Annotated in this window: 8 protein-coding genes; all 8 read left to right on the top strand. The window is 39.3% G+C overall.

Annotated elements, in window-relative coordinates; all coding sequences use genetic code 11:
- Window positions 1-17: 17 nt before the first annotated feature.
- A complete protein-coding gene (locus FW757_RS00870; RefSeq protein WP_182794078.1) occupies window positions 18-2,009 on the top strand; it encodes a hypothetical protein in 1,992 nt (663 codons plus the stop codon).
- A complete protein-coding gene (locus tag FW757_RS00865) occupies window positions 2,002-5,118 on the top strand; it encodes a poly-gamma-glutamate biosynthesis protein PgsC/CapC (RefSeq protein ID WP_182731089.1) in 3,117 nt (1,038 codons plus the stop codon). Before FW757_RS00870 ends, FW757_RS00865 begins: the two co-directional genes overlap by 8 nt.
- A complete protein-coding gene (locus FW757_RS00860; RefSeq protein WP_446440748.1) occupies window positions 5,105-7,378 on the top strand; it encodes a hypothetical protein in 2,274 nt (757 codons plus the stop codon). The genes FW757_RS00865 and FW757_RS00860 overlap by 14 nt, the downstream gene beginning before the upstream one ends.
- Entirely contained in the window at window positions 7,362-8,132 is a 771-nt protein-coding gene (locus FW757_RS00855; protein ID WP_145237330.1) for a hypothetical protein, read from the top strand. Before FW757_RS00860 ends, FW757_RS00855 begins: the two co-directional genes overlap by 17 nt.
- Window positions 8,117-12,457: an autotransporter outer membrane beta-barrel domain-containing protein gene (locus FW757_RS00850; protein WP_257325480.1), complete on the top strand. Its 4,341-nt coding sequence runs from the start codon at window positions 8,117-8,119 to the stop codon at window positions 12,455-12,457. The genes FW757_RS00855 and FW757_RS00850 overlap by 16 nt, the downstream gene beginning before the upstream one ends.
- A gap of 1 nt (window position 12,458) precedes the next feature.
- Window positions 12,459-16,571 carry a poly-gamma-glutamate synthase PgsB gene (locus FW757_RS00845; RefSeq protein ID WP_446440747.1) on the top strand — a complete coding sequence of 1,371 codons (4,113 nt, stop codon included), beginning with the start codon at window positions 12,459-12,461 and terminating at the stop codon, window positions 16,569-16,571.
- A 313-nt stretch (window positions 16,572-16,884) separates the two neighbouring features.
- Window positions 16,885-18,099, top strand: coding sequence for a hemolysin-type calcium-binding protein (locus FW757_RS00840; protein ID WP_182717063.1), 1,215 nt, complete (start codon window positions 16,885-16,887; stop codon window positions 18,097-18,099).
- Window positions 18,100-18,516: 417 nt separating this feature from the next.
- On the top strand, window positions 18,517-19,947 hold the full coding sequence (locus FW757_RS00835; protein WP_446440746.1) for a peptide MFS transporter: 1,431 nt from the start codon (window positions 18,517-18,519) through the stop codon (window positions 19,945-19,947).
- Window positions 19,948-19,950: the final 3 nt, after the last annotated feature.

The following is a 19,950-nucleotide window of genomic DNA, read 5'->3' as shown; positions in this document are numbered from 1 at the left end:
CTATTTTGGAGCTAATCGTGGCTTTTAAACAACAGTTTTTTTTACTTAAACGCCAGCGTTCTTTTTGGCTTACTATTTGCCTGTTTATCATTGTGGTGATCTCAAATTCATTATCACTGTTTAATTCATCAAATGCCTTTTTCTATAGCCGTTTAGCAAATCTTACACAAAGCCAGCAAAGCAATGTTGTGATCATTGAAAGTGAGCATTTAAGTCGCGAACATAATGAACTAGTACAACAACTATTAAGCTATCAACCAAAAGCAGTATTGGTTTTTGCTAATGAACAACTAACAGTAAATAAAACCTTGACGGACATGGCACAAAACACTGTTTTTTACCCACACCCTAAAAATGACTACTGCCTACCACATATAAACGATTGGTCTGGCTACAATGTTGAATTAGCCGCTATGGCTGACAGCTCATGTCTGGCAATTTGGCCGACACTGTTTAACGACCTTGATAGTAGCAAAAGTGTATTGCTTAACTTCGCTTTAGCCCCTTCTGCACTGCCAAAGTTTTCAGCTGAACGGCTGATGACAATGGACATTATGGCCAGCCAGTTACAAAACAAAATCATTATTCTCGGTCAACATAATGCTGGTTTAGGGGTAAAACTTAATGCGCCTAAATTAACCCAGACATCAAACTATTTATTACTTACTGCTTATATTGCCGATACACTTGATAAGCAAAGCAGCATATCGCTACTGACACTATGGCAAAGCACCCTACTGCTGCTTAGTATTTCTTTACTACTGCTGTTCGCTTTTCAAAAATTATCAATTAGTTACAGTATCGTAATTGCAGTGCTAACAAGTATATGTTGGTTTGGCTTAGGGTATTTTATTTTAGTGTTTCAGCATTTATTTTTACCCGTTGGCCAGATGACCATTTTTACCTTTATTACACTAGTGTGGGTAATATTGGTTAGAAAACTCAACGAAGACAGGGAGCTCACTAGCCTAATTGGGAATATTCAACAGAAAATGGCTGGGCGCTATTTACCAAAGTCATTTATTTCTCAAAGCTCGCCTTGGGATGCGATTATTCGCTTGGTAACTCAACAACTTGCTTTGAATAAATCGATATTTTTAGCGCGTAAAGAAGGCGATCACCGACTAACCGAAATAAGAGCCGTCAATTGCCACCTTAGTGATATTAAAGAAATGCGCCGCGATTATAAGCGCGCGCCATATTCAGATGCTTTAAAAGAATTTGGTGTTGTGCCAATTTTGCGCCCATTTTTTAATGAGCTAAGTGACGGTGAGCTGCAATATATCGTGCCATTTATCTATGCCGGTGATGTGCGTGGTTTTTGGGCAATGACAGTAATGCCTGATGCACAATTTAACAAACAAGCATTTGAGCGCAATGTAAATGCCTTTGCCGGACAAGTGGGTGAATTACTGTTCCATTATCGAATTATTGAATCACAAAATAATGCTAATGATAGCGCCCTATCTCAACTACTCACTTTGAAATTACAAGAACCGCTCAGCCAGCAAGTGAAAACGTCGATAGCGGAAATGGAACAAAAGCTAACGACCTTAGAGCATGTGTTTAATAATGTTCGCTCTGCGACTGTATTATTTAATTTATTTGGTCAAGTGGTGCAAATAAACAAATCGTTAGAAAAACTAGCTGCGCAGCATCAATTCTCTATTTTTGATATGACAGCATTGGATTTGCTCTGCTTAGTTACTGATTTAGATACTGAAACCGCGAAAGGTAAATTACGCTTTATCACCTTACAAAAAGGCGATATTTATCTTCAAGCTAAGCTTGATGAAAATACCTATATACTCAATGTTCGAGCAATGGATGCAAGTCATCTACAAAATGCATCTGGCGAGCCATTTCAGGTTTCAGGTATTTTATTTGAGTTTATTGATATTGCGTTTTTTATTGAGCAAATGCCCAACAGCAAACAACTGTGTGATTCATTATGCAAACAACAGCAATTTTACGCTCAAAACTTGATGGAGCCATCAACTAGTGGGTGATTTTATTTTACAATTGTTTCCAGCAGGTGGTGGCTTAGGTCAATCGGTGATCACCACTGTATGGATAGGCATTACTGTTGTTTGTTTGTTAAATTTACGATTTGGTTTTCCGCTTACTGGGCTTGTTGTGCCTGGTTATTTAGTGCCACTACTTATTGTTAGCCCAACCTCAGCCGCCGTTATCTTAATTGAAGCGGTAGTAGTGTATGGCTTAATGCTCTTTAGCGCTAAGTACGTAATGCAAAGATTTGGCTACGCCGAGATGTTTGGTCGTGACCGCTTTTTTGCCATTATCTTGATCAGTATTTTAGTGCGTGTAGTCATGGATACTTTGTTTTGGCCATTGATTGCTAACGTGCTCAGCGGTTGGGATATAACCTTTGATTATTCATCACAGCTTTATTCCCTGGGGTTAGTTATTATCGCCCTCACTGCCAACGTGATGTGGAATGGTGGCTTTAAGTACGGCATGAAAGTTACCATTGTTCAGCTACTAATTACTTTCTTATTAGTTCGTTTTGCACTCATGCCAATGACTAACTTTAGCATCGCCAATTTAGCAATTATGTATGAAGCGGTTGCCGCATCAATTATAGCGGCACCAAAAGCCTATATTATTTTGGTGATCACTGCGTTTATTGCGTCGCGTGCCAATATTAAATATGGCTGGGAATTTAATGGCATTATGCTACCCGCATTATTGGCGCTGCAGCTTATGCAGCCAACTAAATTGCTCACATCCTTTGCAGAAACAGCCATTATACTGATCATTGGTGCTTCGCTATTAAACTTTACGCGGTTACGTAATGCCAATATTGAAGGTGCAAGATTATTGCTATTTTTCTTCAATATCGGTTTTATCTATAAGTTATTTTTAAATTATTTTGTGGTGCACTACTACCCTGAAATAAAAGTTACCGATACCTTTGCTTTTGGTTATATGCTGTCTACGCTTTTAGCATTAAAAATATATCAAAAAAGCGCACTAGGCTTAGTGATCCGAGCCACCTTTCAAACTTCAATCCTAGGCGGTGCGTTAGCCATTGTGATCGGCTTTATTATCATGTTTATCCCTTCTTTATTTGTTACAACTGACATTAAAGAATTGCAAAGCACAAACAAAGTCAGCGCTCTTGGTCAACAGATCAGTGAATATAAAAGCTACCTTTATACGAGCAATAAAGGACAACTAGACATCAGCAGTTATCAAGCTAGTCAGGACAAAAATAACTTTAAACAAGCGATTTATGAAATTAATAAAGCCCCTAATTCAATAGAAAACTTACTGCTGAATAAACAGCGCTTAGCTAAACTTGATTTTCAATTGCAATTTGATGATAGTTATATTTACATTCGCGATGCTAGAAAAACCTCGCAACGCGGGTTATTTGTTATTTCTCGAAAACCAAGCGCAGATTTCATAGTCACGGTACCATTTCCCACTTCAGAAAGTTTAGCGAGCGACTCTGCGGGGCTTATATTTTCACACTTTGACAGTCGTGCCTTAGTATTTGGTACCAGTGCTACACCAACGACGGAATTAACTCATAATAATAAACAAAGTCCTTATTATTTAGCATTTATTGAAGCGCTGGGGCTTGAGCAACTATTTCAAGTACGGGAAGTTAACAATCGCACAAATCGTTTGTTAATCAAAACCCCTGTCGGCGCAACAAGTCAGTATTGGATTTACAATCAGTTACCAAGCTCACTCAGCCAACGTTTGATCCAACAGCTATTAGGACATCAAGAGACTTTTTTTGGTCAAGCAACCAATAGCTCTTTACCTGCAGCAAATTTTAATGGCCAGCTGTTTGAAGTGTTTTTAAATAGTGATAACTACACTACGTTATTAGCTAACATATCTCGTGATGAAAGTAATAACGAGGACAACGCAATTAGCTATGCAACGCAGAGCCTGAATGAAGTGATTGAGCTATTTGCTGACAACATTACCGCTAAAGGCAGTGGCGCTTATAAACCATTAACGGCAAATCAAGCCGCCTTGTGGGAATTTGAAATATTACACCCTCTATACCGTTTAAAAACTAAGCTGACGGATCAAGATGTAGATGAGAATATAATCAATCAACTAAATCAAATTAATGCCACAGCCAGACTAATGGGCTATCAGCTAACATTACTCAATAACGCGCAAGGTCGCTTTTTACTTATCGCCCCTTTCGTTGATGGGGCTGCAATAGCCTATGGTCAAGGTTTCTATGTCATCAATCTGACATCAAGTACCCAACTTAATATTGAAGTACCGCGACCATTATTTGAAAGTAATACCTTAAAGTTTGCCACTGAACTATTTGTAAATAGCCGGGCAGAGCATTTACTGATCGCCGGTGCCCATCCTTATGCGCATCCACAAGCGAATGTATTATTACCCAATAACGTTGATTCATTATTTAATGTGGTTCATCAAAGCTATTTACGGTTTGCACAAAATAATGCCATTTTAAACTTACAAATTCGTAGTCACAGTGCACCATCATGGATCAGACCCACCGCCCTAGCTTTTGAATATACGCAATCAAATAACGCCCACCAGCATCTTTTACAAACACTTAATCACAGTTTGCAAGATTTGGCTGTTGATTACCAAGTTGTGCAAGGCCAAACCGCGACAAGAGGTTTAGAGCTTGGTACGTCGCCGCAATCTGGCTATCAAATATTTGCTCCCCACAGCGAACTAGCAACCCTGTGGCTTGCATCTGATTTTAAACAGCAATTTTCTGTTAACCAGCAAAGTCTTTTACAACGCTTGCTCGCGATTTCAGCGCAACCAACAATTAAAGTAATGAATATAACCACATTATCGCCTGCCAATTGGCAAGCTGTAAGTTCACAGCAGCAAAGTCATTTTTTAAAAACGATTGAGCATTATGCCAGCACGCAACGCTTGACGGCACTGGCACAACTATGTAAACCATTCGCTAACTGTGAATTACAAACAATTGAATTTGAAGGCCGCCAAGAGTATGCCCTCGCGATCAGACAAAAAGGTAAGCTGTTGGCAATTTTTAATCCGATAACAAACCGTCTCACTGACCAAAACCGTTTTAACACTATGATGATTGAGGGATCGTATGCAATTTATTAAACGACTCTTAAAAATACTCATATTGCTCCTAATACTTACTGGGCTTAGTTTTGCGCTGTTTAGTTTTTATCTGTGGATACAGTCAGCTGAACCTATAACTAGCCGTTCGGATGAAGAGACACGCTCTAACGTTCAATGGCTAAGCACTGAAAAACCATTGATTTTTTCGTTTTCTAGCACTAGAACACACTCGATCCGAGTATTATCAAATGCGATATTTTCTGAACCACAGGATTTAGATAAACCGATAAACTATGCCATTGAATACGCATTCTTAAATGAAAAACAACAAGTAATTAGTAGTCATGTCTATCACCATGCGTCAAAACTAACACCTCCCGACAATGAGCAACAAATAAAGCAAATTATTGAAAATCGGCAAGCTTTACAGGTCTCATCTGGGCAATCTTTTTATATCAGCCCAGAACAATTAAAGAACGTTACCAGCGTATCATTAAAGTTAATTAGCGAAGATAGCCAAGTTATGGGAGTTGTAGTGCGAGTCCATGCTAAAACACATAACGATAATGATGATAAATACAGCGCGTGGCTCAAGTTACCATTAGAGCGAAGAGAGCGAAGCAGCGCATATCACAGTATTGGGGTTAATGCGTTATCAACCACAGAAATAAACAATGCAGTTACCTATTCATGGCTAAAACTTGCTCCACAAGGTATTCCTGGGATCGACTTTAAAGCCGACATTTTATATGAAACGCTGCCCTACAATGTTGTTACTTATGACTTTGCGCAGCAACAACTTAATTTAAATGACTATTACACCGATGCGACACTGTGTGCGAGCATTGAACTAAAACAGCCAGATTCGCTTATTTTCAGTCTGGACAAATCAGCTGAAATCAATTTAACTTGGTATGATTTAAGTCAGTTTATTGCACCACATACTGTGCTTTATCGCGCAAATACAGCGCAGCCACTGAGCTTTATTACCGAGCCATTAGATATTGGTTTAGTAACTATATGCAGCACCGAGCCACTGTTAAGTAATTGGTCTTTTAGCTCACTACAACCGTTAACGACCGCACAAGATGGTTACTATCAAATAAGTAACTTATTAAATGCTCGCTTCACACTTGAAGGAAGTAGCGATATTAACATCGATCTCAGATCATCTAGTCGAGGTCATGCTACTGTGATTGTTTATGATCAAAATAATCAGCCAATTGATACCTTTACTATTTCTTATGACGATGAATTATCTGAATTTGATCGAGTTATTCTAGATTCCACACAACGAGAAAAAATCCCTAAAGCAAATAGCTTTTATTTACGTCTTAACGAACGTGCAGCGGCATTGGTAATTACAACTGAGCAACCGACTCTTGTACGTGTCAAATCACGTAATAGCCAGTTTAACTATCAACGTACGGTATGCCATACGAAATGTATTGAAGATCCAAACTTTCATGATATTGCCGCTTGGTATGAGCAACAAGCTGATAACCATTACGACTTTACTGAACAAGATAGTTACGTCAATATCCGAGTTTTCCAAGAGCCACCAGAGATCCTAATTAAAGACAGTTTCTATCAATCAAGAGAGCTGTTTAAACAATTACCGATCTCTAATGTCGCATTGGTCAATAGCCCAACAAAATATTTTACCCCAGTTACTGAGCCCAGCCCTTATAACTTTGCACCATTGCAAAATAAGCATCTGCTGCAAGCGGCGACTAATGCGCCAAGTACAGATCCAGGCAGTGTGGTTTATCAACTAAACAACAAAACAGCCAGAGAAGTAAATTTAGTAGACACTGACTTTGAACAACTGGCAAGTATTGAAAAAAATGCCCAACAAATTTATCAAAACTGGCAAGGGCAACGCCCGTGGCTTAAACAACGGTTGTATAAACTTACGGCAAATACACCACTAAAATTAGCATATCCAACGCAACGCCCGTACAGTGTGGTATTAAAAGCGTACAGCCATTATGCTGAGCAGAGCATTATCCTCGATATTGCTCAACGTGCTAAATACCAAAGTGGCTTAACCCATGATTATAGTATTGCAAACAAGCGCTATGGACTTCAGCCGAGCCGCTTAAGTGATGCCTTTTTGATCCATCCAAAAGACAGTCAACTATTTGCTTACCCGGCAATTACTCAACAGCTCAATGCTGATGTTCGTGCGCTCAACAGTTTAACCATTACAAGCAATAAAACCGTCTGGATCGCAGTATTAGAAGAGTACGCTAACGAAGAAGTAAAAATAAGGTGGTGGAATGATGATGCAAGCTAAACGCTTACTTGCGATAATATTACTGTTATTAACTAGCGCAAGTTACGCTAGTTCGTCATCACAAAATGGTGCCTATGCGGTTACAAAAGCCCAACTAGCGCAATGGCTGAGCACGCAAACAAACTTGGCGCAAGGCAACGAACTAACATCAGCGTTAACTTTAGTAACGAAAGATGAACACGTTATAGCAGGAGAAATAAAATACCAGTCGAGTGGCAGTCAGTGTATTGCCTATGCTCCGCACCGCTATTTTGACAAACACAGCTACCCTATTGCGATGGCTCTATTTACTGAATGCCAGGTTTTCTTAGCCAATACCATACATCGCAATACACTTGCAGCTGATGGACAAAAAAGTGATCTAGGTAAATACCACTACAGTGTTACCAATGCGTTTATTCAAAGCTACGCCAACACAGTCGATCAGTTCGTTATTTATCAGATACACGGCTTTGATCCAAAAAAACGACACACTAAAAAAGCACGCAATAGTGATGTAATAATCAGTCATGGTGCCAAGCCAGCTACAGCTAAATTACAGCAAATAAGCCAGTGTTTAACTGACAAATTACAACTTGCCAGTTATGTATATCCGTTAGAAGTTACAGAGCTTGGCGGCACAAAAAATATTTTAAATAAAATTCTGCCAAGCAATGGCGAATTTTTCCATATTGAATTAAGTGATATATTACGCGCGCAACTTGTTCAACAGCCTACTTTGATGAGTCAATTTAAAATATGCATTACGCTATAACTGCTATTATTTTCAGCCTATTGCTTACTTTGAGCCCACACGGCTTAGCCAGTAATGACAATATTTTGAGTTCGCCTATGTGGCTAAATGTGACACCTAACGTGCATTTAGATAAATCTCAGCAAGCGATGTATTTTGAAGCTAAACAAAGTCGTTATCTTTGGCTGGCAAAAGGTCAATGGCTGGAGCTGGATAGTACAACATTTAATTCGTTTATTTACAGCTCGGGGACCAGTCACCTTGCCCAGCAGAGACTCAATGTGAGTCGCGATTTTATCTGTGAACAAGCCAAGTGTCAGTTACCGATTGCATCATATAACCGCATTTTAAAAATCACCAATCACCTTGATGAAGGTGTAACCTTAACGGCAATGGTCGGTGAAACAAACCGTCACCGTGATAGCTTCCGTCGCGCCGTAAAGCTACCACGAGCGGTAACTCGTTTACAATATGGTCAAAATATTGAGCATTATTATCACTTTAAAGCGGGCGAAAAAGTAAAACTGTACTTTCAACACGCTAAAAAATTAAAACTAACTGTGCGCAAAGATTTACTAAATAAAGATATTAACGGCAAAGTCTATACCTATGTAAATGAGCAACCGATCAGTGTGCTCGGTGTTATTGCCAGTCGCGCCAGCGAGTATAGTGACCAACACATTGGTTTGGCCAATACCGATTACTTAGCAATAGATAAAGGTGAATATCTAACTATACGTAGTGAAACAGACGCTTATATTAAACTTGAGCAAAATCACAGAGCAATTTTTGATGATCAAGCAATGGATAAGCAACAAGAACGTTTGTTTCAACCATATTGGGTTAATAATTTAGACAACACGCTGCGTGCTATCTACTCTCAACACGACTTATCACAGCTAAACAATTCACCTTATCAAAGTGGTGAATTACTTTCGCAACGTCGTTATCAAGATTTACTTAGCACAATTTCATCTCGCGATTTTCTTGTTCCGAAGTCGCAGGATAAAGCGTACTTTAATAGTCAATTTAAGCAGTTTGATAGCTTTAGCGGACTGCGGATGGTTGATGATACTGGCTACCCTGTACTATCAGAGCACTATGCGCAAATACATCAATTAGGCCAGCAACAGCATCAATTTTCTCTAAACAATAAACAGCGCGTGAGAACGACGATAACACTGCATGCGCGCAGCAGTGTCGATAGCCAATTGTTAGTTCGCAGTGGTAACTTAAAATGGCATTTAACCTTGCTAAAAAGCGAAAATTTTGCCGCTTTTGAGTTAAACGTGCCTTTAACAACAACTCAATTAAGCATTCAGAATCTTCAGCAACAGCGCCAACCAATTGAATACGTAATGCAAAGTGATCAATTACTAGATTTACCAAATAATGAATTGCTCTATGCACAAGCAGGTACGCTAAAAGAAAAAAGTAATCTTATTCATAACTTATTGGCCCAGCAAATTAGCCAAATCGGTGATGAGTTTACTGCCGCACTGCTCCCTTATAAACCACTGAAAACAAAAACTGCGGCAATAACTTCCACTGATACTATGCATTGGCAACATCAACTCGGTGAAGCTGAGTATTTAATGGCAGAGCATCCACTTCAGGCACTGCAATTAATTAAAAAATTAGTCAACGTGCCCAATACAGATATTGCAATTAAAGCGTGGCAATTGCGTCTCACTATTTTGATGGCGCAAGGGCGCGACGCTTTAGCCAAAAGCTACCTTGAAGGGCTCTACAAAAGCAGCCAAGAAGTGGCTATCAAATCCTATGCTGGCAATCAGTTGATACAACAATATCAAGCATTAGAGCAAGACTATAAACTGCAAGGTTTATGTGCCAATGCTTTAGATTTATTAGCGCCATGTAGGAACATTTTGATTGCGCTTGCAATCAAACAACAAAAAAACTTACTCGCATTGTGGTTAAGTCATGACTTACCTAATCAAGCGGCATTGCAAACAAGCTTTGCAAAATTAAATTGGCGCGATTACAGCGAAGCAGATATTCAACAGCCCAGCTACGAACTTGATTACCCAGGCACGCAAACGCTTGCCAGCCCAACGGGGTTAATACAAGCACTGGTGGTTAATAAAAGCCAAGCGGTAACATTCAAAGCGCAAAGCCAACCACTCACAATTGCCCTAAGAGCGCGCAGTACCAGTGTTCAAAATGGTCAATATAAAATGAGCTGGTTGTTTGCACAACAGACATCGCAATCATCAAAATCAGCGCAACACACTGTACTGCCAATTTTTTCTGATATTAACTCGCAAACCCTATTACGCAATGATGCTCAACCGCTGTCGATCTCCAGTGACGCGTTGATCACATTACAAGCTGGTGAGTCAGTTCGCTTATATAGTGATCAACAAACATTTATTTCCTATAAAATACTCTCGCAGCCATTGACGACAACGTATAATTATCAAAATATGGCAACCCGCTATTTTTGGCAAACACCATTTATGGCGTTGCTATATGACACCGATATCAACATGCAGACGTTATTGAATAATACCTTATTTAAGTTAGCGGATAAAACGCTAACCACCAATGAGTACACGCAAGTTTTAGCGAAAGTAAATGCCCTGAGCTTACCTCCACAACTCGCGCAGTTATTTTCACGTATACAAAGTTATGGCCAGTGGGTTCCTCTACAAGACTATACTGACTTTGCTGGCACGCAACTCATTGCTGTGGATTCTCAAGATGAGAGTAGCTATAGCGACCAATTACTGCGTACCAGTAGCCAAGGCGGTTTTACGCAAGGATTAGTCTTACGCCCACATCATGATTTACATATTGACTTGAGCCAAACCCGCTCAGAACAAATTCGTTTAAACTTTCATTTTTCGGTCGCAGAGTTATCTGCAGCGGCTGACTTATCCCAAGGGAATGTCGCGAACGTTGCAATAAAATTAGCCACATCGGAAAAAGTTTGGTCAATACAACCTGATAAACCAACTGCATTTGGTTTTAATAAAACTGAGCTAACCGATAATGTGCTCTCGTTGCAATGGCTTAATCCTTATTTATCACAAATGATGACAATCAGCGCACAAGAGTACCGTAATGGTCGCTGGTATGACTTACCGCTTAGCAATAACTTGTTATTTTACACTGTTCTGCCAGAGCGGCATTTAATCGCACAATTACCAGCCGATCGCTTAGTTAAGCTCGAGCAAATGCTCCCAAGCAGTATTGTTGGTGAATTTGAACAACGCCTTGAACGCAGCTTTTTCCACCCAGCAGGTAAAATAGAAGTCAGCACCGACAGCATCAAGCACGTTCGCTTATATACTTGGCAATTGAGTGAAAGCAATCATAAAATATCTAATTTTGAAGCCGAGCAAAACAGCTTCGCAAACACCGTAATTTACCAACTGCCCGTTGCTCAGCGTGCCCTGCAAACTGAGGTCGCACAGTTTCATCCAGACGACTTAAGCTGGCAAGCATTTATTAATTATGACCGCCGAGGTATTTTTGAATCTAGCGAAAACGTCCCTATTCGTCATAGTATGGATGTTGGCGCTAGGTTTCGATTAAGTGACGATGAGAATTGGTATCGTCTTGATCTTACTTACTCTTTGAGCGAACAAGATAGCGAACTATTTTCGATTGATGGCTATCATTCTTGGCAAGATCATGACAGTCCTTGGTACGTCGACAGCGCCTTGCAAACCACATGGCAACCAAGTCAAGCAGACACTGACAGCCAATATGCATTTAATACCTATGTGCAGATTGGTCAGATCTGGCGCATTGATGAAAGTCATCGTCATCAATGGCAAATAAGTCCATTCTACAGCTACAGCAGTGCTAATATTGAAGACTTTTTATTTGATCCTAAACTCAATTCAGACATTTATAATTTTTATCGCGAAGATCACCCGCATGGTTGGCGAGGCGAATATCAATATCGCTATCAACCGTGGGTTGATAGTTACTTTAATTTTCTCGCCGGCAGCACGTCCAATGCCGATTGGACAAGCCTAGATATTTTGCGTTTTGGCGCATCTTGGCATCAATATTATCAAGGGCAAATCTTCCAAGCCGGATTAACCAGTTACTATAAGTTTGCTGATAAACATCGCCCTAATAGCACATGGCAATACATCACCAGTGTAGGTTGGCGAAAACAGCTGCCATTAGGTAACTTTTCACAAGGGTGGATCAAAGTACGTTGGGACCAAGATTGGTTTAGAAATGACCATAACATCAGTCTCGAGTTTTCGACTGGCAATATAGCTGACACCGGTTTTGGTGTTTTCTCTCACGACGAAATTATTTTTGAGTCACTGCAACTCAATCACTTTTTAGAGCAGAATTAATATGGCAAACACCAAGAAAGTTACTCCCTCTAGCGAATTAAAAGATCGCTTAGAACATCTATTGTTTGCTGATATTGCTAATTTTTGGCTGGACCTTTATCGCCAAAAATACCGTCAACTTGTTGATGAACTAGCGCAGTGGGAATTGCTGCAAAATATGCCCGATGGCGAAGATCAGGATATTTGGCTATTGCGCCAAGCAATTGCTTTTCTACGTCATCGCGTAGAACATAAACAGCAAAGTTTACAAAAGTTGGATGCCGGTTATCTGCTTTTTATTGAAAGACTCAGTCATGCAGAAATCAGCGCCGAACGTGAATTCCATATTTTAGATTACGCTCAGCAACTAGGCGCCACGTCTGAACAATTACGCCAAGATAAACTTGCCTTTAATCGTTGGTTTGACGAAGGTGCTGTGATCAACCGTTACCAAGATATAGTCGCTGATATTGAACAAACTCTTAAATTTTTAATTGGAAAGCTTGGCGACTTAAGTAATCGCTATTTAAAAAAATCTTCAAACGATATAGCAAAAGCGTGGCAAACTCTGGACTTAGAGAGCTTCTTTTTACAATTATTAACCAAGACCGATAATGAACATGTAAGAAATGCGCTATACCGTGCCTTAGCGAATCAAGTACAACTGATGCATAACTATGATGGCGATCCAGAGCTAAGTGCAAATTTAATTGAAACCTTAGTATTAGCATTAGAAGAGGTGAATACACCGCATTTAGCCCGTTTGGATATATTAGAAATTTTGATCCATCAACGGCCAACCTACATTCGTGCATTTATGCAGCAGCTGATCCAACAAACTGATCAGTGCCAACTTAATGCTGAAGAACGGTTATTTATTTTAGCTGCGTTACCAAAAATTTTAACCAGCCAGAACACATTGAGCCACTTATGTGAAAACCTGTTAATGCAGTTAGCCGAACACAGTTATCCACGAGTAAGGCAAAGTGTTATAGAGCAAGCTGGTAATTTTTCTGTCAGTTTTTTACAAAATTTATTAACCGAACGATTAAAAATAGAAACCGTTGATGCCGTGCGCTTTACGTTAGTTAAACAACTAAGTAGCCCTCGTATAGATACCGACAACTTTGCATTCAAACTCTGGTGGCAACTATTAAGTGGTAATGAAAGCTTTGCCATTAAACGTTTAACGTTAGAGCTCACTGCTCGTATGATGCTCAATCAACAATTAGAGACAAACCAACCAAATAGCGTTTTCACAACTTATATCAATTGTTTAAATGAACGATTGCAGAGCGAGCCGGTGCTGGCTATTCGCCGTTTTATCAGCCGTACCAGAGAGCAATTAGTTGCATTTGAGCATCAAAATTTAATGGCTGAGTTAGAGCAAGTATTACCAAACTCTGCAACCCTATCTCAGCTCGATAAAGAATTAGATGAAGAGTTACTTGGTCGCTTACTCAGTCGTAAAGCTCAGCAAAGCGAAGGCTACAATGTTAGTAAAAATAAATTAACATGGCAGATCCGCAGTGGTTATCGTTATGCGTTTAGGTTGTGGCGTTTTATACATGAATGGCGCAACCCAAGCACAGACAAACGCCAAAGCTTTAATCATAGCAAAGCCCGAAAACCATCTGCCTTTATGCATGTGCCTAGTTGCTCTGTAGCGGAGATAAGCACTACCAATGTTCCTGGCGAACCGTTATTTGATACTGATGAATACTCAGCGCGGCCACATTTACCGTTACCTGATTTCTTACTCTCGGTACTGAGCCAAGACAATTTAAAACAGCCAGCAAAGACCTATACGCCAGATGGTATTTTATTAATTACCCCGCCAAAGTCATTATTTCAGCGAATTAGCAGTTATATTTGGCTAAGTATTAATATTGATAGTTTAGATACGCAACGTAAAGGTAACGAAATAGAGCAAAACAATTACCTGACAGCACTCAATAAGCATGGTTTTAGTTTTGAATTTAAAGCCTATGGTGAACAACTCGGTTGTACGTTTGATGTAGAGCCAAATATTAGTAAGCTTTATAATAAGCTAAGTTTTTCTCCACTACTGGTAAATATTTGGCTGAATTTTAAAGAGTATCTTTACTCAATCTATCAAAACAGTATTGGTCAGCTTATCTTTTTTGTAGTTGGTTTTATGGTTTATTTTTGGGGACGTCATATTCGCATAAGCCGACGTATAAAAACCGACCGTCAAGCAATTCCAGTCAGTATTGGTGGTTGGGGCACCCGAGGTAAATCTGGCACTGAACGCTTAAAAGCCGCGCTGTTCAGCAGTCTTGCGTTAAAAGTAATAACGAAAACAACGGGCTGCGAAGCAACCCTTATTTATGCTCGCTCCAATGGTGAACAATTTGAAGTGCCTTTATTCCGCTCATTTGATAAAGCCAGTATTTGGGAACAAAGTGATGTTTTACATTTTGCTAAAAATGTCAAAGCAGATGTCTTTTTATGGGAGTGCATGGGCTTAACACCTCGCTACGTCAAAATACTCAGGCAGTGGATGCAAGATAACTTTTCAACTATTACCAATGCCTATCCTGATCATGAAGATATATTAGGACCAACAGGTATTGATGTGGCTAAAGAAATGGCAAACTTTATCGCCCCCAAAAGTCAGGTTTTTACTAGCGAACAAACCATGTTCCCTATTTTAGATAAAGACGCTACACAAAAAAGCAGTACCTTAATTCAGGCACATTGGGGCGATGGTTATCAAATCACACCCGACATTAGAGCACTTTACCCATATGAAGAGCACCCGGATAATATTGCTTTAGTATGTAAGATGGCAGCCTACATTGGCCTGGAAAAAGACTTTGTATTTAAAGAAACAGCACAGCGTATAGTACCTGACATTGGTGTTTTACAACACTTTAGCCCTGTACCTTTTACACATTTTAGCATGTCATTCGTTAATAGTATGTCAGCCAATGAACGCTTAGCGACCATAGAGAACTGGCGACGCTTAGATTTATTTGGCCTAAGCAAGGATCCAAGTAAACAAACCATCGCCTTGATTAACAACCGAAATGACCGTGTAGCACGTTCAAAAGTGTTTGCCCAGATGCTCGTCGAAGATTTACCGTTTGATAAAATGGTTGTCATTGGTACCAATGTTGATGGCTTTTATAGCTATTACTTGCACGCTTTTGCTGAGCGCTTTGAACGAATAATTAGTAATAATGATTTACAGGAATTAGAATTGTTGTGCTCTCAGCTACACTGCATTAAAGAAGCAGATACAGTTGCCGAAATAATGAATAAAGCACTTGAAGGTAGCTACCAGGCAAAAGAATTTACCGCCTTGAATAATGCAGAGCAATTTACTGATTGGCTCAATGGACAGGCACAAACATTAAGTGAACAGCAGCGGATAAGTTTGCAAGATGTTTTTAATCACTATTTAAGCTATCAACAGATGCGGCCTTTGTTGAGTGATTTAAAAAAGAATCAACATAATTTACAAACAATATTATTGGAATTAGTCAAAAGTAAATGCATATTAATTACTAACTCCAAGGTCACCCCCGATCAATTAACGATCATGCTAACGGCACTTGCGAGGCCTCACTGTCACCAAGTCATCATTGGTATGCAAAACATTAAAGGAGCTGGCTTAGGCTATGTTTATGGCTGGCAACAATGGCAAAAGATTTACGATAGCATAAGTATGCTGTTAGATAACAATTGCTCAGCTGAACAGTTTAAAAAAACCTTAACGCGCTTATCACTGATCAGTACATTTAGTCAGCTTGAGCATGCTTATTTAAGCAGTGCGTTATTAGAGATAAAAAAAATGCATCATGCGCAAAATGAATACAGCCAAGCAGAGCTTGTGCATATTAATGAACGTTTGAATAAACATCAGCAACAGCTAGACAATAAAACCGACAGCCAGCAACAAGGCCCATTAAAAAGATTTGCCAGACAAGTGGCTGAATCATTTTTAGATGCTGGGGCTGCTGTTAAACGCAAAAAAATTGCCAACCAAGTTTATAAAGATATCGCAACCCAGCGTATTACTCTTGAAAAAGCTATTACGGTCTTAGGAAAGCTAAATCGCAATCAAAAGCCCGGCTGGTTAACATTTTCAAATAAAGATAATAGCTAAGTTAATCATACCGTAAAAACCTACAAAGCCTTAATTACTAATTAAGGCATACCGACCTAAACAAATGTATTAACTTAATTTTCAGCTAAAATTTTAGTTATAAAATAAGTAAAATATTTTCAAAGTAATTACATTCAGCAAGTCACTGTTTGCAAATGAATTATTTAAAAAAGACAAATAAAGCAGTGAATTATTGCGAAAACGCTCATGTTCAACATTTGACCGAACCCAATATTTATAGCAAAATAGTACCATGAATTGTTAATAAAAATGTTAACAAAAACAAAATGAATTACTTGGTAGGAAAAGTACTATGAAAAACTCATTGTTTAAGCTTGCAACATTACCTTTATTGATCGCTTCAGGCTTTGCAGCAGCATCAACGAACCTAGTAGCAAATGGTTCTTTTGAAAACACTGCAACAATTTCTGGAACATGGGGATTATTAAATCAAGTCTCAGGTTGGCAACGTTCAAACAATGCTAAGTTTGAAATCCAAACCAATAAGCTTGGCCTTATCAAACCTCAAGATGGCAGCCAGTATTTAGAGTTAGATTCGACAGCTAATTATAGCGTTTCGCAAACATTGAATACTGATGTTGATCATAACTATGAAGTAAGCTTTTATTATTCAGCACGTGTAAGTGGTGATGCAAATACTAATAAAGCAGAAGTATATTGGGATGGTGAGTTACTCGATACGTTAAATTCAACCACCAAAGACTGGCAAAAGTTTACGTACACTGTAAAAGCAAGTTCAGCAGCAACCGAACTTAAATTTATCGGCGCAGGTAAATCTGATTCATTAGGTGCGTTTATTGATGATGTTAAAGTAACTAGCCAATGTGCATCTGGCTTATACGGTATTAATAACTTCGGTACGAATGAAGAAGGATTTGTTTACTTTTTCAATACTGACACAAACACATACTCTAAAGTAACGGGTTTAAGTAACACGGCATCAAATATTGCATCACATAATGGTGTTTTATATTTCATGGAGCAATTAGATAGCTCGACTAAAATCTCGCAAATTTTATCACTTGACCTTGCTACGAATGAGCAGGCATTGGTTACATCTGCAACTTCGTACCCGATTTACCGCTCTGCAATGAACGCTGATGGCACAACATTACGTACCACAAGCAAAACATACATGTACGATTTTGACCTAGCTACAGGTGATAAAACAGTACTTGGTAAATTAACTTTCCCTGGTGATTCGTTCGCTGATGGTGATATTGCTTATTCAGCTGATAATAATGTTCTTTACGTTCTTACCGGTAAAGCACTTTATACTATTGACCAAGGTTCAATGGAGTTGTCTTTAATTGGTGAGCATGGTGTTGATCAAGCATCTGGTATCGCAATTGCTGCAGATGGCACAATTTATGTTTCAGGACGTGTAAAAGGTGAGAACGCTAAAATTTACCGATTAGATCAAAATACTGCGGCGGCAACATTCATTATGGATGGCCCTTCACATGTTAATGATTTAACGTTTGTTGATAGTAACTACTGTAACTAATTTACACTGTTAATAAGTCTTTATTTAAAGGCCGAGTAATTTATTACTCGGCCTTTAGTATTTGTTACACAATGCCACCTTATTTACCCGCTATACAAAAAATGAGCAAGTGTCATTTCATTACGCTTATTACCGCAAAGCCCCTTAGTGCCTTACGCTGACGCTTTAAAGCCATCAGTAATCTAACTATCGCAAGCACTTCCCCTGCACTGCCCGTGTATGTATACTTAGGCGCAATTGTAGCTAGGATAAGGGTGTGACTCTTACCCACTAAGCAATCTTAGTGAGCAAACCATTACCTTAGCTGCATTAAAAATAATATTCATGGCCACCCGTTCTATTTGTGTTGAAAGCACATGAACGACCAAAGCAAAAAATATAAGGCCGCAATAATTAACGTTGAGTTAGGAAGTAAATATGAGTTCATTACCTAAAGCAGGTGATTTTTTAGGGCATCCTAAAGGATTATTTCTGTTGTTCGGCACAGAAATGTGGGAGCGATTTGGTTATTACGGCATGCGTGCCATTTTAGTACTTTATCTTGTTGCTATTGTCAAAGACGGTGGTTTTGGTTGGAGTAATGCAGACGCACTAAGCCTTTATGGTACGTTCACAATGGCGGTTTATATCACTCCATTATTTGGTGGTTGGTTAGCTGATAACGTACTTGGTCAACGAAAAGCTATTATCATAGGCGGTCTACTAATGGCTGCTGGCCATTTTACTATGGGTATCCCCCACGATATGTTAGCCGGCCAACAAGAAAACGTATTTTATATCGGTCTTGCTTTATTATGTATGGGTAACGGTTTATTTAAACCTAACATCTCAACTATGGTTGGCGACTTGTATAAAGAGGGTGATCAACGTCGTGATGGCGCCTTCACAATCTTCTATATGGGTATCAACTTAGGTGGTGCGCTTGGTCCACTTGTTGCGGGTTTCGCAGCTGCATCTATGGGTTGGCAATATGGCTTCATTGTAGCAGGTGTTGGTATGCTTTTATCTGTGGCGATGCAAGTGGTTTTAAGTAATAAATACTTAGGTGATATTGGTGTTGTTCCTGCAGCTAAATTAGCGCAATCACAATCAACTTCAGATACCAAAGAGCCGCTAACTAAAGTAGAAACTGACCGTATCAAAGTTATTTTCACTATGAGTGTATTTAGTATCATATTTTGGATGGGTTTTGAGCAAGCCGGTGGCTTGATGAATTTATTCGCAAATGATTACACAGACCGTATGTTGTTCAACTTTGAAATTCCAGCCTCTTGGTTTCAATCATTAAACTCTATTTTCATTATCATTTGTGCTCCTATCGTTGCCATCGTTTGGCTAAAACTTGATAAACGTGAACCTAATTCACCCGTTAAGTTTGCCATTGCGTTGATATTTTTAGCGCTTGGTTTCATCACTATGATTTTAGCACTTATGACTCAAGGTCACGGTGAGCCATTACAGATCAGCATGATGTGGTTAGTGTTATTTTACTTATTCCATACTCTGGGTGAATTATGTTTATCACCTATCGGCTTATCAATGGTGAGTAAACTAGCACCACTGCGTTTAGCATCAATGCTAATGGGTATTTGGTTCCTATGTACTGCGGTTGCAAATAAGATTGCAGGTTTCGTTGGTTCATTCTTAGGTGAAGGCGAAGAAGCGCTTGATAACGCATTAGGCATTTTTATTGGTTTAGGTGCCACTGCTGTTCTCTCTGCTGTGATCATGTACTTACTAAGCGATAAGCTTGTTAAGTGGATGCACGGTGCTGAAGGTCAACACGAGCCACAAACACAAGAACACATTTTAGCTGAAGAGCTTGAAGTAGTTGCTGAAAAACCGTAACTC

It is taken from the genome of Pseudoalteromonas sp. 1181_04 (genome assembly GCF_052850545.1).
Note: the sequence above shows the minus strand (reverse complement) of the source record. Positions and strands in the feature narration are given on the sequence as shown.